This window comes from Pseudoalteromonas caenipelagi (assembly GCF_013140855.1).
GTDB classification, from domain to species: Bacteria; Pseudomonadota; Gammaproteobacteria; order Enterobacterales; family Alteromonadaceae; genus Pseudoalteromonas; species Pseudoalteromonas caenipelagi.
In genome coordinates this window covers 413,832-430,172 of the sequence record NZ_JABBPG010000004.1, presented here as the reverse complement: position 1 = coordinate 430,172, position 16,341 = coordinate 413,832, and the positions used below count along the sequence as shown (strand labels likewise).

13 protein-coding genes are annotated in these 16,341 nt (G+C 43.4%); 1 reads left to right on the top strand and 12 read right to left on the bottom strand.

Annotated features, from left to right (window positions below):
* Nucleotides 1-99: 99 nt before the first annotated feature.
* The 12 genes from HG263_RS12550 to HG263_RS12495 all read right to left on the bottom strand — a co-directional run bounded on the left by HG263_RS12550 (nucleotide 100) and on the right by HG263_RS12495 (nucleotide 14,698).
* Nucleotides 100-1,275, bottom strand: a complete 1,176-nt coding sequence (locus HG263_RS12550) for an iron-containing redox enzyme family protein (protein WP_171626420.1) — start codon at nucleotides 1,273-1,275, stop codon at nucleotides 100-102.
* Between the two features lie 27 nt (nucleotides 1,276-1,302).
* Nucleotides 1,303-2,040 carry an SDR family oxidoreductase gene (locus HG263_RS12545; RefSeq protein WP_171626419.1) on the bottom strand — a complete coding sequence of 246 codons (738 nt, stop codon included), beginning with the start codon at nucleotides 2,038-2,040 and terminating at the stop codon, nucleotides 1,303-1,305.
* Between the two features lie 15 nt (nucleotides 2,041-2,055).
* Nucleotides 2,056-2,997 (bottom strand): MBL fold metallo-hydrolase, encoded by a 942-nt coding sequence (locus tag HG263_RS12540; RefSeq protein WP_171626418.1) that lies wholly within the window; start codon nucleotides 2,995-2,997, stop codon nucleotides 2,056-2,058.
* Nucleotides 2,998-3,006: 9 nt separating this feature from the next.
* A complete protein-coding gene (locus HG263_RS12535; RefSeq protein ID WP_171626417.1) occupies nucleotides 3,007-4,014 on the bottom strand; it encodes a 3-oxoacyl-ACP synthase III family protein in 1,008 nt (335 codons plus the stop codon).
* Nucleotides 4,011-5,114: a 3-oxoacyl-[acyl-carrier-protein] synthase III C-terminal domain-containing protein gene (locus HG263_RS12530; RefSeq protein WP_171626416.1), complete on the bottom strand. Its 1,104-nt coding sequence runs from the start codon at nucleotides 5,112-5,114 to the stop codon at nucleotides 4,011-4,013. Before HG263_RS12530 ends, HG263_RS12535 begins: the two co-directional genes overlap by 4 nt.
* Nucleotides 5,111-5,908: a beta-ketoacyl-[acyl-carrier-protein] synthase family protein gene (locus HG263_RS12525; protein WP_171626415.1), complete on the bottom strand. Its 798-nt coding sequence runs from the start codon at nucleotides 5,906-5,908 to the stop codon at nucleotides 5,111-5,113. The genes HG263_RS12530 and HG263_RS12525 overlap by 4 nt, the downstream gene beginning before the upstream one ends.
* Entirely contained in the window at nucleotides 5,905-6,621 is a 717-nt protein-coding gene (locus tag HG263_RS12520) for a glutathione S-transferase family protein (protein WP_171626414.1), read from the bottom strand. Before HG263_RS12520 ends, HG263_RS12525 begins: the two co-directional genes overlap by 4 nt.
* Nucleotides 6,618-8,213, bottom strand: a complete 1,596-nt coding sequence (locus HG263_RS12515) for a class I adenylate-forming enzyme family protein (protein ID WP_171626413.1) — start codon at nucleotides 8,211-8,213, stop codon at nucleotides 6,618-6,620. The genes HG263_RS12520 and HG263_RS12515 overlap by 4 nt, the downstream gene beginning before the upstream one ends.
* 18 nt (nucleotides 8,214-8,231) lie before the next feature.
* Complete coding sequence (locus tag HG263_RS12510; protein ID WP_171626412.1) at nucleotides 8,232-8,864, bottom strand: anthranilate synthase component II; 633 nt, start codon at nucleotides 8,862-8,864, stop codon at nucleotides 8,232-8,234.
* Complete coding sequence (locus HG263_RS12505; RefSeq protein WP_171626411.1) at nucleotides 8,855-10,279, bottom strand: anthranilate synthase component I family protein; 1,425 nt, start codon at nucleotides 10,277-10,279, stop codon at nucleotides 8,855-8,857. Before HG263_RS12505 ends, HG263_RS12510 begins: the two co-directional genes overlap by 10 nt.
* The gene (locus HG263_RS12500; protein WP_171626410.1) at nucleotides 10,279-11,775 is read right to left on the bottom strand and encodes an AMP-binding protein; all 1,497 of its coding nucleotides are present in this window, start codon (nucleotides 11,773-11,775) and stop codon (nucleotides 10,279-10,281) included. The genes HG263_RS12505 and HG263_RS12500 overlap by 1 nt, the downstream gene beginning before the upstream one ends.
* A 556-nt stretch (nucleotides 11,776-12,331) precedes the next feature.
* Nucleotides 12,332-14,698, bottom strand: a complete 2,367-nt coding sequence (locus tag HG263_RS12495) for a winged helix-turn-helix domain-containing protein (RefSeq protein ID WP_171626409.1) — start codon at nucleotides 14,696-14,698, stop codon at nucleotides 12,332-12,334.
* Nucleotides 14,699-14,894: 196 nt separating this feature from the next.
* Between HG263_RS12495 and mnmE the strand changes: the two genes are divergently transcribed.
* On the top strand, nucleotides 14,895-16,259 hold the full coding sequence (mnmE, locus tag HG263_RS12490) for a tRNA uridine-5-carboxymethylaminomethyl(34) synthesis GTPase MnmE (protein WP_171626464.1): 1,365 nt from the start codon (nucleotides 14,895-14,897) through the stop codon (nucleotides 16,257-16,259).
* Nucleotides 16,260-16,341: the final 82 nt, after the last annotated feature.

Genomic DNA, 16,341 nt, shown 5'->3' with positions numbered 1-16,341 from the left:
TTTAAAATAATCCATGCTGCAAAGTGCATATTTTAAACATAAAAAAGCCACGCACGGTGTGCATGGCTGATTGTGTTTAGTTAACAAAGAGGCTAAAGCTTATACGGCAACATTATCAGGCTGTTGACGATAGCTTCGCTCTGTATTTTTAGCAAAACAGCGAGTAAATCCATAGTCTGTTAGTGCTAATACTTTTAGCGGTGTGTCGCCGGTGTTTTGTGTGTAATGATCATACCAACGTGGTACATAGGCGAGATCGCCTGCAGCAACCTTGATCTCTTGCTCATCTACATGCACGATACCTGAGCCACTTAGCACATAAAATACTGACTCATGTGCATGACGATGCTTTTCGTTTCGTTTACCAACGGGGATCTCGAGCAAACGAGGGTCAATCACTTCACTGGCCACTTTAAAGCGTGTGACTTCAAAACTAACATTTTGATCTTGGGCATCGTTTTTATAAAGTGGCACACCCTGCTTATTAGCTACATTAGCATATAAATCATTTAACTGCGCTAAGTCGGCATACGGCTTCTCATTCGTAACCTGCTTGACTAATTGCTTGAGTTGACGTGCCTCTAACTCCTCATATAGCTGTCTAAAGTAACGGTCACGTAATGTAAGCGAATGATCGATGGCTTCTTCAATCGCCAACCAATGTGTTTCTGTATCATCGTTACAAGCATCCAACGCAATCGCTTCTATCACCTCAGAATGCTCATCATCGCATTCCATATGCAAGCTTAAGTACAGTAACTCTTCTTCAGGTACACCTAACTTCGTCAACCCGTTGAAAAAGTGGCTATAAATGCGTGGTACAACCCCTTCAGTCCCCCAACCTAAAAATGCTGCGGCACGGATCAAGTCGCCATTTTTTAAGTAATCTAAGCAATCGTTAAAGTAGCCTACCGTGTAATCTCTAAATTCTGTCGCATCTGGATTATCAAGGCCGAAGGTATTGGTGATCATACGACGCAGCAAGTTTGAGTGGCAGTTCTCTTGGTCTTCTTCTCCTGCTTCTTCCCAAAGGTTATGAGATAACTCTGCGCGATAGTAATCGTTATCACACTGCATCATTAATGCAGATAACAAACGGGTAAATCCTCGAGAATAATAAAAGTGCTGACTAATCACAAAGCCATAATCTTCTAAGCTTAATTTATTGTTGTTGCACGCGATGAACAATGGATTATTCCAGATCGGATGCTTTGCTACGAAAGACTCAAATCGTTCGCCAATGCGCTGATGATGGCTATTTTTATGTTTACTCATTATTTCTTTCCTTAGTGACAAAATGATTTACCAAGCCAAAAACTGGCTATCTAAAACAAACTTACCGTGATATTTATTTGCGGGTTCTAACGCAGCATCAACGATACTGCGGGCACCTTGCTCTGCACTTCGAGGGGCAGCATTGGTGCCCATATCTGTTTGACACCAACCAGGAGATACCACGCTCACAACTAAATTGGATTGCGCGTATTCTTTAGCAAGTTGGGTTGAATACATATTCAGTGCCGCTTTTGAAATACGGTACGCGGTGCCGTTTACGCCGTAATATTCATTATTTGAGTCTGACGCAAAAGAGACTGATCCTAAGTCGCTGCTTACATTAATGACTTTAGCCGCGGATGCCCGTCCAAGCACAGGTAACAAACTTTGCGTGATCTCAATGGTGCCAAACAAGTTCGTTTTAAGTGTATCGCTGAGCTCGTCTAACTTAAGCGTTGCTGCGCTCGACTCCCAATCAAAAAACACCCCTGCGTTGTTGATCAGTACATCCACATGCTGATAGCGATCAGCAAGGGTTTCAGTGAAGGTTTTAATACTGCTCGAATCGCTAATATCCAGTTGAATAAAATCGGCTTCTAATCCTTGCTCTGCAAGTAAGCGGCAGGCCGCTTTTCCTGCTTGTTCATTTCTAGCCGTCAAGACCACGTGATGTCCTAACTCCGCTAACTGTTTAGCCGTTTCAAAACCCAGTCCTTTATTTGCTCCAGTGACGACAATCAGTTTTTTATCTTGATTATTGCTCATACTCATATTCCTTATTTATTCAACTAATTCAGGGTGTGGTACCACGCCAAGCAAAGTGAGCATTAGCAAAGTACCGTTATAGTGAAGCTTTTTAGAAACAAACGTGCCCGTTGAGTCACGCGTTAGCTCAGAGATATGCTGTGCGGTCTTTTGTGCATCTTGAGCAAGCTCTGAATAGACGTGTTTGGCTTGTTCAATAAAGCGATACACACCCTGCTCTGCAAGTTTCGGCGCATCTTGCGCAAGCGCACCGTAGAGCACCCCATGATGACCCAGCACCAATTGCTCAATTGCTAAACCTTGTAATTTAACTAACGAGGCGATGTAGGCTGGATAGTCTTGGAATATTAGTGGCTCCCATTGACTAGGAGAAACCATTTCACCCAAGGTATCAGACACATATAAGCGCTTATATTGCGGCTCATAAAAACTCAGTAAGCATTTGGCATGACCAGGGGTGGCAAGTGCAACCATGCTGTGATCAGCGTCAAAATGGACTTCATCCCCCTCTTCTAGGACCGTTACCGGTATATCGGCCAATGCCATTCGATGTTGTTCCAGCTCATCATCAGGTCGCTCCGCCTCAGGCATAATGCGATACAAGCTTTGTGTTAACTTGTAAGTGACTTCATTTGCCTTAGGGTTACGCAAAGCCTTTTTGGTCAGCGCAGACGCGTAAACCTTCGCATTCGGCAACCAGGGTAAAAGCAATGGCACGGTGCCAATATGGTCATAGTGTGAGTGAGTGATAAACCAATGTTTAATCAAGCCAAGATCCGACACAATACTTTTTAATTGTCGTAAAATCAGTGGCGCAAGTGGCTCAACAGACCCTTCAATCAATGCCCAGCCATCGGAGAGCTTTAATAAAAATATTGGTACATCAATCGTACCCAGTAAGTGTAAGCCGTTGTCATGCTCACCCATATGCGCTTGCCACTGTCGTGTGTTTTGCATAATGCCTCCTTAAAACTGCACCAATGCACCAGCCCATGTGGCTCCTGCACCGTAAGACAATATCAATACCCGATCAGCAGATTTAACAACGCCCTCATGACAACTCTGCGCCAACGTAACCGCGGTTGATGCTGAGGCCATGTTTCCGTACTTAGTAACATTAATGGGCATTTTTTGCGGGTCGATATCCAAACGTGCTTGAATTTCTTCTAACATTCGCAAATTAGGCTGATGAACAATAAACTTGTCGATATCTGCAACCGCTAAATTATTTCGCTCAAGCAGCTGTTGAGCAATTTCACAAAACTTGCTCACACCATGCTGAAATACATCAGGGCCATTCATACGCATAAAGCTATGTCCTTGTTGGTTATCATCAGCACGATGGAATTGGCGTTGAGCGGTGCCAGGCACGCGCGTTACAAGGCTTTCCCATTGACGCCCATCTCCATTGATCACCATATCGATAACCTTACCAGTCATTTGGCTGTTATCGCGCGGTTGGTCTGAAATAACCGCTGCCCCACATCCATCACCGAGCATTACCGCCAAATTACGACCGTCATCACTGGTATCCATACGCTTGGATAGCAATTCGCCCGCCACCACCAAAATACAACGTTTATCATCTGCTGCAATAAAGTTTTTGGCGATGTTAATACCGTATAACAAGCCACTGCATTGCGCTCGAATATCAAATGCAGGCACCTCTTCTAGACCTAACTTACTGGCTAAAATGCAGGCTTGCGATGGATCGTGAACATCAGGGCTGAGGGTATTCACAATTAGCATATCGATGTCTTCAATGTTTATTTTTGCTGTTTCAATCGCCATTTTTGCAGCCGCTAACATTAAATCGCTACATGCTTGTTCAGGCTGTGCGTGAAAACGCGTTTCTACACCAATGCGCTGACGAATAAACTCATCTGAAGTATTGATAACTTTTGAAATCATATGGTTATCAACACATTGACTGGGCAAGTAAAAACCAGTACCTAAGATATAAGAGGGCTTCATAGTGATTCATTCCTTGTTGTGTTTTGACTATCTAAAAGGCTTTGGTGTATTTGCGAGCTGAATTTAGGTAACTCCCCTAGTTGCCAAATTTGGGCACCAAATCCCCAGCCCACTGACGGGCTTGCTATCACAATTTGACTCCTTGCTACGATTTTTTGCTGCTGCAGTGCCAAGTTAAAAGCCAGTGGCATAGCCGCAGATACAGCACAGCCATACTCTTGCATGATTTTGATGGTTTTCTCTGCGGGAATATTTAAATAAGCACACCATGCATCGATCAGCTTTCTTGCTGGTTGATGAAACACAAAAAAGTCGATATCTGAAGGTTGCATCACGATTTTTTCTAATGCGCTATAAACCAATTTAGGGAGTGTTTTTGGTACAAATTTGCCCATTTCACTGGCTCCCCCTTCAGGCATTTGAAAACTCAATCCAGTTGGGGTTTTAGGTTGCTCGTCCCACTTCACCGTTGCTAGCGAATAGTTATTAGGAAAACTTTGATAAGATTGAGATTTAATGCCCAAACTAGGATCATCATGACGGCTTAACACAACAGCCGCATAACCATCGCCAAAATTCATACCATTGGCTTCGCTTCTATCCAAAGAGTTGCTAGATGTTTCAAATACCACCAGCAAAACATGGTTAGCACGTCCTGTTTTTATTGCATTGTGGCCAATTTGCATGGCATCCATCATGGTTGAACATTCATTTTGAATATCAAACTCGATGGCATTTTCAAGCGCTAACATGTGTTTTAACGCTTGGCTGACACGAGGATACAACAGCTTTTTAGGCAAACCACACTCTTCATTTTGCGACAATTGCACCACGTTAGTCGTGCCACTGATCAGCATGTCTATATCCTGCGCTTGTAGCTGAGCCAGCGATATCGCCTCAGCCGCCACACTGTGGGCAAGCTGTAGTGGCGTGTGACGCGAGCTATCAGTAAAAAATCGTTGCTCTATCCCCCATTTTTCTTGCCAAGCCTGCTGATCCGCTTCACTTATCTCACCAAACCACTGCTCATCAAAATTTCTAACCGCAATGCTCGGCACTCTGGCTGCAACGGCTTTGATGGCTACACCACATGTACTCATAACTCATCCTTAATCAATAGTTCACGCGCCACCACACGCTTACGAAACACTTCATAACTAACCCACAACACATTACTAGCTTGATTGCTACCTAACGACTCCCAAAGTAGCCATTGCATCTGTGGTAACGCGCTTTGTAAATGTGAATAAACCCCCTCTTGCAAATATAGAGGTAAGTCCAATACAACAGGCATAGCAACAGAGCTTTGTTTTACCATTTGTATAATGCTCTCACAGAGCAACATACTTTCATGTTCATCAGCTTCAGATAAAGCAAACCCTTTGTCATCAGTAAGTACTAACGTACGCATCTGTTCTAATGGCAGTTCTTTGTTCACCATCATGCAACTTGTTTCGACGGCAGCTTTATCAAGCAAAGCAGCACGTGCACCATTAAATAATTGTGATGCCACAGGCTGAGCAAACGAGTTAGCTTCAACTACCAGCACTCGCTGCATATCCGTACAGCTTAGATAACCATTTGCTACCTCAAATGCTTGTGCCCAAGAGGTATCTTGAAGATCCAATACAAAAGCATTGCTGGCAGCCAAATAATGCTGAATTGGGTAGCCTAAACGCGGTGACTGAATCGCAGTGTCATCCGTTAAATGATCGATGCTCATACTTAGCGTAAGAATTAAATCAATGCTTGGGGCGCTCACTTGGTTAACAGATAACAAACTCGGTACAACATCACTGACATAGTTCATACATGTGCCACGTGTGTGACCAGTTGCCAATAGCTCGGTTGATAGGCTCATCAACCGCAAAGTATTTATTGCTTGGGTATTCATACTGCGCATTCCTTTTGCATTGTTATGTCTAACAGTTCGGCGTAATAACGGCTTCGCTTACTGAGCATCACACTCAGCTGTTGCGCATAATCCACAGGGAGTAAGGCTGAAAATTTAGCGCTCGGTGACTGCGCAGCTAGCTGCAAATTAGGCAGCGAACGAATAGCAGCGATTGCATCACTGAGCTGTCCATCAAAAAGCTGATCTAAGGTTTTAAGCAATAATGCCAAAGGCATCACCCATACATGCGTTAAAGAAACTTGGTTACTATTAAGCGCATTCAACACAGGTAAAATAGCTTGTAAAGACTCACTCAGTGCATCAAGGCTGGCGGTAAACGCCGCTTGATCTGCAGCCCCCATTAAGGTGCTAATTTTGCTATGCACAAAATCAATCGCAGCCATATCGTTCATCACTTTTGCCTGCGACCAAGCGTCCACAGGCAGCAGTTTGTATTCTCTATAAACCTGAGCGAGCCACAGCGCAATCACTGTAGAGTCACAAATACTGTCGTTATCAACCACTAAAGTGGGTACTCGACCAAGTGGGTTGTAACGTAATAAAGCCGCTGGTTTAGCTTTATAAATATCGAGCTCAACATAATGATGATCGAGGTCCAGTAACGCCAACACGTAACGTACGCGCATTACATAGGGGCAAATACCATAACCAAATAACTCTATGCGCGGAGGTAATAAATGCGATTTGTTCATGCAACCTCCATTAATTGACGAAGTCGGCGTTTAAGCTTTTTCCCCGTGACACCTGTATGGGCATGCGCAGATTGAAATGTAAGCGCACTCAGAGGTGGAATTTCATTCAGTTCAAGTACTTGATTAATTTTTTGCAGTAACTTGTCGGGGATCACAAGTTCCGCTTCAGAGATTAATTCAATGCAAATATGGGCTTCACTGACGCCCGCTTTTTTTGTTGGCGCGCCATAGATACTGCATTCAAATATGTCGCGAAAATGCGTTAAGATTAACTCTTCAGTTAAGCAGCTATAAATGGTACCAAGCTCGGTATGAATAGGGTCGGTGGTGCGGTCAACATGATAGAAAAGCCCCTGCTCATCAAAATAAGCGAGATCCCCTGTCAGCCAGTACCCAGCTAGCTTTGCCTGCTCGGTTAAATCAGGGTTGTTCCAATATCCAGCTGTAACCGTATTGGATTTTACGCCTAGTTGACCAATTTCGCCTGCTGGCAGCTGCTCTCCATTGGCACCCAAAATGGCAGCCTCTACCCACTCAAAGGGTCGACCAATACATCGGTTAAACTTGTTCTGAGTCAGTGAATGGATGTTTCTAAACATCGCAAAGCCAAATTCAGAAGACCCTAAATTATCGATAAAAATAGAGCCCTCTTGGCGCTGACCATTAACGTAATGATGGCCAAGTGCAATCAGCTTACGGATATGCGGCTCATGATTTGCGTCTCCCGTTGCTATCCAGTAACCCACCGACTCAAAATCTTCTGGGTTAAGCGTTTCTCGGCATAAATCGACGTATGTTTTAGGAAAGGCAACGACCAAGTCATGGCGGTACTCTCTCATGCTTTGTGCAATAGCACAGGCTCGTTTATCACTCAGTACATGTACTTTTGCACCTCGTAGTAAACTGGACATAAGTACAGAGATAGCTGAGCTATGTGAGTGAGGTAGCGCACTTAATACTCGCTCTCCTTTTTGTTTATGCAATTGACTGCGAACACCAAAGAAAAAGCCTTCATGACTGAACATTACCGCTTTTGGCACCCCAGTCGTGCCAGAAGTATGGGCGAGTAACACCACATCATCAGGGTGATACTGCTTCATAGCTGGCACTGGTTCAGAGCACAGTGCCATCAATTGTTTATCGGTCATCAGATGCACAAAATCGCAATCCAATTCACGTAAAGCGGTATAATTATCTTCGCTACTTATCACCACATTGACTTTATTCATCTTACAAAACGCTAAGGTGATCTCTGGCGCTAGCTTGTTATTGATAGCCACCGCAATTGCGCCTAAACGCGTTAATGCTAAGTAATGTAGGAAGTAGCTCAGATCGTCTTGTAAATACAAACCAACTAAATCACCTTCATGTACACCAAGTGCACAGTACTTGCTGGCTATTTGTGTGGCACAATGCTGTAAATGTCTAACGCTAAATGAAGTTTGCTGGCCAACATAAAGTGGAATAGCTTGGTCAATCTGTAATGCAGTGGCATTGATATCAATGGGCATAGTCGCCAGTATTTCTAAAAAATTCCCGGCCCCAATTGTTTTATCTTCTTGTATTTGTTTAATGACTTCTGTAGAAAACATCGTTCACATCCTATTGAGTTAAGCGGCTTCAACGGTACGAGGCTTGTTACTAAGCTTGCTCAGACCCGTTTCTTTGAGCCAATTTTCCAACATGGCTTTTCCCCCTTCAGAAGCAATTGATTCTGGGTGAAATTGCACACCGTATATGGGTAAAGTTCTGTGTTTTAGCGCCATAATCTGAGAAGAGCTCACATCACTAACAGCATCTTGGGAAGTCATTGCAATAACTTCTAGTGAGTGAGGTAGTGGCCACGCCAAACTTAAACTGTGGTAACGAGTAACACGCAAAGGTGACGGGAGTCCGGTAAATAAACCCGAACCATCATGCACAATACTTGAGCATTTACCATGTACTGGCTTATCAGCATGTTTGACCTTAGCGCCAAAAACATGGCCAATCGACTGATGCCCAAGACACACGCCTAAAATGGGGATTAGGCCAGAAAAGTATCGAATTGCTTCGCAAGAAATACCGGCTTGTTCGGGTCCAAATGGGCCAGGCGAAACAATCAAGCCATCGGGTCGCAAAGCGATAAGGTCATCAATACTTACCTCATCATTGCGTACCACCTTCACCTTTTGACCGAGTTCCGCGACATAGTGAACCAGGTTGTAGGTAAAGGAATCATAGTTGTCTATCATCAGTAACATATTGATTTTTCCTTATCTTTTTTAGTTTCTTCAATGCCTAATGCTTCCAACATGGCGCGGCTCTTATTGAGGGTTTCCTGCCACTCATTGACAGCCACAGAGTCAGCAACAACCCCAGCACCAGCTTGGATATGTAAACATCCGTCTTTGATCAATGCCGAACGTATCACGATGGCTAAATCCACATTTTGCTCTGACAAGACCCCGACACCGCCGCCATAAAGGCCTCTACGTACCGTTTCATATTGATCTATTAATTGCATGGCGCGAATTTTTGGCGCGCCACTTAGCGTGCCTGCAGGCAAGGTGGCGCGAATAACATCCAGTGCCGAGGTGTGGGCTAATTGCTCTGCGCGAACTTCAGAAGTGATGTGCATTACATGAGAAAAATGCTCTACGGACATCATTTTTGGTACCGACACAGAAGCCAGTTTTGCAACCTTACCAACATCATTTCTCGCCAAATCAATCAGCATCAAATGTTCAGCGCACTCTTTTTCATCATTAAGTAGATCAGCTTCTAAACGCTGGTTGGTGTGTTCACAGCTCGTTCTATGTCGAGTGCCGGCCATAGGGAATGATACGATCTGCCCGTCGTGGGAGCGAACCAGCGTCTCAGGGGAAGCGCCAAAAATACAACTGTTGTCCATGCGTACATAAAACGCATAAGGTGAGGGACTGGCTTTGCGCAGTTTGGCAAAAAAATTAATGCCCTGACCGCTAACATCGATACACATCCGCTGTGATAATACGGCCTGCATAATTTCACCATCAGTGATATGCTGCTTCAATTGCTCTACAGCTTGCATAAAGTTTTGTTTATCAAACTGATAGCGTACATCTGAGCGGGTTTGATCCTGTTGCCAATCAAATCCATTGTCGGTTAGATCAAGGTCAACTGACTCTCCTTTTTGAGCGTAAGCCACCATCCACATACGAGCTTGCTGGTGGTCCATGACCAACAATTGTTTAGGCAGCATCAAAGCAATATCCGCAGAGTCGGTCAGATCTTTTTTATTTGGGAATGGCAGTTTTTGAGGCTCAAAATAACGAACACTTTCATAACCCCAAAAACCAAACCAGCCACCAGCAAAACAAGGCAACTGCGAAGGCGTCATGATCTCAAACTCGCTCAACACTTGTTCGAGTGTTGACCAAACTTGTGTACTGTCTGCAATTGGATAAGCGATTTCGTCCTGAGACGTTTTTAACAACAGTGCGTTGTTCTTTACTCGAATACTGGCAAGTGTTGATAACCCAATCACCGAAAAACGCGGTGGCATGGTTTTGTTACCTGCATTGTTATATTCAAAAATAAAAGACTGCTTTGGATCTGCATAACGTTTGTATAAATCAACCACTTGATCAATTTGATACGGTAACTCACAGATTTGATGTGAATAACTAAACTGCATTACGCCACCTCTTGTGAAACACAGTAAAGCTGTTTGCGGATAACCTTGCCGTTATCATTGCGCGGTAAAGCATCAAGCAAGGAAATAGTAATAGGTCGTTGATAACTCGATAAGTTGTTTTGACACCAAAGCGCAACCTTTGCGATGATTTCACTTTGCTCAACCGTATTTGCAACGATATACAAGGCGGCTTTTGTAAGACCACTTTCATCTTCACTCGGGACTAAAGCCAGCTCAGTTATTTGATTAAAGTCATTAAGTATCCGTGCTTCAATATCGCTGGGTACAACCCAACGGCCATTGACTTTGAATAAGTCATCAGCGCGCCCTTTAAAGTGTATAAAGCCCTGTTCATCACGAAGAGCTAGGTCACCACTGTTATACCAACCATTTTGAAACTTAGCCTGCGTTGCTTGAGGGTTGCGCCAATAGCCTTGTGAAAGCGATGGACCCTTCACCCACATAGTGCCCGACTCACCCTCTTCCAGTACGTTTCCCTGTGAGTCACGGATTTCGATTTGATACTGTTGTAATGGCTTTCCTATCGTCCCTGCCGAGGCCGTATTTGCACTATGACTGCAAAATATGTGACATAACTCTGTTGAGCCTAGCCCATCTAAAATCGTGGTTTTATGGATTTTCTGCCATTGATCAAAAAGCTTGTTAGGTAAGGGGGCACCTGCTGAAACAGCCCTTCGCACACTCATAAATGCATGCTGAGTTTGGCTATCGTTTAGCAACGCTTGGTACATCGCCGGTACACCACAAAATATGGTTGGTCGATATTGTTCTAAATTAGCGAGTACTTTATCTTTGCTCGGCCAATCACTATCAAGTACCACGCTGGCACCACATGCCAATGGGAAGAACAAGCTATTGCCAAGTCCGTAACCAAAAAAGCATTTGGCTAAAGAGTAAAACCTATCCTCACTTTGCGCTTGCAACACATCCTGAGCATAATAACGCACACTGTTGAGTGCATTACTGCTACTGTGCATCACCCCTTTAGGATTCCCTGTTGTGCCTGATGTGTATTGCATAAATGCCACATCATCAGCTTGTTTATAATGGAAGTTATGCCAACCTACCTGAGCATATTTCAGTAATTGTTGATACGTATATGACTGAGCCACCGCACCATTATGATAGAGCTCAAAATTAACGGTATGATTGAGTTCGTTGACAACTAAACTCGCTTGACTGTCACCAATAATAAAACCCAAACTCGGTTGAGAGAGCTTCGGGTTGACCACAATAGGAATAGCACCTATGGCGATACATGCTAAAAAGCAGCTATGTAAAATAACCCCATCGTTCAGCGCTATCACAACTCGGTCATTCGCCTTGATATCCAGATGCTGAAATGTACTTGCCAAGGCACAAACTTGTTCTAGCAAAGCCTGATAAGTAAGTGACCCTTGCTGCGTACAGATCACTTCTTTTTGTTTGTTGCAAGCATTCACAAGCCATGTAACAGCTAAGTTTTCAAAACTCATAACGGTGCCCCCACCAGCTTAAACTTGCCGCACGAGAAAACCTCATTAAAGTGCAAATCATTCCTTTTGCCTCCTTTTGTTGTCATCAGAAACTACTGCATAAAGCCCAATAGTGTGCGTTGCCCTACTACTCGATTTGCGAGTATTGAGACCCTCATCCCAGGCTAATTTTGCGCAGGCAAGACCCTATAACTAAAATGGTTTTTATAGCGACACAAAAACGCTAAAACATGAGTAAAATTTAAATTTTGAATATAAAGGCGAGATAAAAAAGAGATTAACTATATGAATATTTTCATTAAGTTTTACATAGACAGGCATCGTTAATTGCAAAAGAAGTGACAAATATTTTCAGCACGAAACACGTCAACAAGAGGAAGCATTAAAAAGGTTTAGACAATAATGGAAGGCTGACATTTAGAATAGCTTAAAACGCGCTTTATTGAATGCTTTGCGTTAATGTAATACGCGTTAACTCACACAAGTAAGCGCCAGTTAACAGCGCCAAAAACATAAAAAAAGCCCATGTAGGGCCTTTAATATAAAAGTACAGAGATTATTTTAGCCCCGATTGTAAGTTCCATTCTGACTCACAGTACACTGAGTAAGGCTTTTGCAGTGCCTCGAGCCACTTTTGCGGCTTTATTTGCGCTTGCCTACTGAGCAGCTGCGTTAGAATTGATTCGTCTTGTTCACGCCAATAAGGCGCAAAATGCCGTTTGGTTTTTTTCAGCTGGGCGATGGCATTATCAATATCCTTTGCTCGAAAGTAGGCAAACGCTGCGTAGTCATAAATTAGCTTCTTATTAAACTTGCCTGACTCTGACAGCGCAATCGCTTGTTTATCATTACCCAGCTGCAAGTGGGTATAAATCAAAGAGTACACTGCATAGCTCTGTGAATCTTTCATTTTTAAATCTTCATAAAGGCGATTCGCTTGCGTCAAACTCTCTAATGCCCCCTGGTACTGCGCTAAAGCAAGCAAAGACCAGCCCTTTAATAAATACGCATCAGCTTTGATATTTGCAAAATTATCGACGCCAGATAACTGAGCTAACAGCCTTGTGAAGGTACGTTTAGCGCTTTCTAAAGCTTGCACATCGTCAGTTGCAATACCGATGTCCATTTTAGCCATAGCAAGCAATAGTTGGTTGTAATAACGCAGCGGCGCAATATCAAGTTCATGCTTTAATACATCAGCGGCAAGGTTGATATATTGCAACGCTTTATCTCCTTCATGCAATTGAATAAAGTAAAAGCCAAGGTAATTTGCTATTTTTATTTGATAAACAACCTCTTGTTGCTCAGCAGCCAAATCTAATGCACTCATCAACGCATTGAGCCTATCATCTAACGGAGCTAAATAATTTTGCCCAAGTGCAAAGTAGGTTTTCATCAACAAGCTAAGATTGCCATTTGCCGTGTAGTAACGCACTGATTTATACAAGCTCTGCAAACTGGCTTCTAAATCAAGAGGTTGCTCCTTATCAGGCCTAGCAGCAGGAGGGTTACCAATATAATACAAACGTTGTGCTTCGGACTCCGTCATATCATGCATATCAAACAGGCGCTTAGCTTGCAGCGCAAAATGTTCTGATCGCAGTTTATCCTGCTGTAACCATGCGATGGCTGAAAGTTTGTTGTAAATTTTTGATCTGAGCACATCATTATCAATCTCATCGACCCCCATCAAAGCCTGTTCCAACAAACTATTTGCAGTTTCATAATCTCCTTGCGCAAGCTTCAGCTCTCCCCAATATTCTAGCATCCTCGCTTTGAGCATAGAGTGCGCTTCAAGTTTCGAGTCACGATTTAACTGGTTAAAAATTTCATTGGCCTGCGCTAACCGACCGGTATGCCAATAAGTTCTCGCCAACTCAACTTGCGAGTGTAAGTTATTAGGATCATGCAGTACCGACGCCTCAAAATAGCGCATTGCAAGCCCAACACCTCTGGTTTCTAGCGCATATAAGCCTTCAAGATAGTCTTTAGTAGAAAAATCATTGTCAGAGACCTGATATGTGCTGACTATGCCATTTTTACCTATTATTTGTTTGGCTAGTGTTGCAGCTAAGTCAGCCAAAGGGTGTGTCAGATCATCACTATAAATAACGCCTTTTTTGGCCTTACCCGTCTTATCCGACAAGGTATAATGAAAAACAAATAAGCCATTTTCTTGAGAAACGCTTGCTTCTAACCAACGATCTGCATGCCCCTGTTGAACGAGCGCTTCGAGTGTTTCTCCCATATTTTCATGCGCTTCATGCTCTTGTGAAAACAGATGATATGCAGGTTTGTCGGGGATCACGGTAAATACCCCAGAATCTTTTAAATTCTGTATCAATAAATGGCGCAAGCCATAATTTAACCAATCAAACTCCGTTTCCCCTGTTAGATTTTTAAAAGGCGCGATAAGTAGTCGATCATTATGATTATTTTCATATTTAGAATCCGCAATAAAGTTATTTTTTGATACTAAAAAAGTCACACCACCACTGAAGAACACCAGTGATAAAGCACACAGGATGATCACCATTGGCTTTTTAAGCCAATCAGACAGCGTATGTTTGTTTATCTTAGAAGTAGAAAGTGCGTTATCGTCAGAACTGCCGTGGAGTGCTTTTGGTGCACTGATCCAAACATACCCTCTTTGTGGATAGGTTTTAATAAATATGGGGTTTTGTACATTGTCTTTTAGTTGCTTACGCAACTCTCTAATGCTTTGCGTTAAAGAGCTCTCTCGATATTCTCCATTTACCCAAAGGGCTGATAACAGTTCGTCACGCGTGATCACGCGCCCTGAGTTTTGCAAAAAATACTCTAATAGCTGTGCCAATTTAGGCCTAAGTTGGATTTCCTCCTCTTCGCTGTACAACACACCCAATTCAGGGTCAAAAGTGTAAGTCTCAAAAATGTACGCCATATATTCCTTCACAACTTCCATAAATGTAATAAAATTACTACATTTGTAGTAAAGTAAACCAACCGTATTGTATTATGATCATAAGCTTACAGTCCAATAAATGAGACAAAAGCATGATAAACCTGCCACCATAGCTGCGCTGTCCACTTTGAGATACAATTGACTATTATGTAACGCTCAATTGATACTCAGCATGATCACAAATCAAGATACTATTGTTGCCCAAGCCACAGCACCTGGACGAGGTGGTGTCGGTATTATTCGTGTTTCCGGTCCGCTTGCAAGCCAAGTGGCGCAAACCGTTATTGGCAAGACACCAAAAGTTCGCTACGCCGAATATGTACCATTTAACAACTTGTCAGGCGAGCAGCTAGATCAAGGTATTGCACTTTATTTTAAAAATCCTCACTCGTTTACCGGAGAAGATGTACTTGAGCTGCAAGGCCATGGCGGCCCAATCGTCATCGACATGTTATTAAAAGAGATTTGCCAAATCCCTGGGGTTAGACTCGCGCAACCTGGCGAGTTCTCAGAGCGCGCCTTTATGAACGACAAAATGGATTTGACCCAAGCCGAAGCCATTGCCGATCTGATCAATGCCACCAGTGAACAAGCAGCAAAGAGCGCCCTACACTCCTTACAAGGTGACTTTTCAAAACATATCAATACGCTGGTGGAGAAAGTGATCCACTTACGTATGTACGTTGAAGCAGCTATCGACTTTCCAGATGAAGAAATCGACTTTTTATCTGATGGTAAAGTCAGTGGTGATCTTAACACTATCATTGAACAGTTAAAGGAAGTGCGCAAACAAGCCAAGCAAGGTAGCATCATGCGTGAAGGTATGCGGGTGGTTATCGCCGGTCGCCCTAATGCAGGTAAATCTAGCTTACTCAATGCCTTAGCAGGTCGAGAAGCCGCCATTGTTACCGACATTGCGGGTACCACTCGCGATGTACTGCGTGAACATATTCATATTGATGGCATGCCACTACATATTATCGACACTGCCGGCTTGCGTGAAAGCCCTGATAAAGTAGAACAAATTGGTATTGAGCGTGCTTGGGATGAAATTCGTCAAGCCGATCATGTGTTATTTATGGTGGATGGCACCGATACCCAAGAAACCGACCCTACCAAGATCTGGCCTGAGTTTATGCAGCAATTACCGCAAGGTATGGCTGTGACTGTGGTACGCAACAAAATAGATTTATCAGCAGAAACATCGGGCATGTGCCAACAAGGTGACTACCCAGTGCTACGCTTAAGCGCCAAAAATACACAAGGGATTGATTTGCTACGCGATCATCTTAAAGCCTGTATCGGTTTTGAAGGTTCTACCGAAGGTGGTTTTATGGCTCGTCGTCGTCACTTAGATGCCCTAGAGCGCGCCGCTGAGCACTTAGACATAGGTAAAACCCAGTTAGAAATGCATATCGCAGGAGAAATTCTGGCAGAAGAACTGCGCCTCACTCAGCAGTACCTGAACGAGATCACCGGCGAATTTAGCTCCGATGACCTGCTTGGCAAAATATTTAGCTCGTTTTGTATCGGTAAGTAGTTTTTAATCACAGTGACCGCAAAGTGCATTATGAGCTTTGCTGTAACAACTTATTTACCAAATACCGTGTCCTTGATACTCT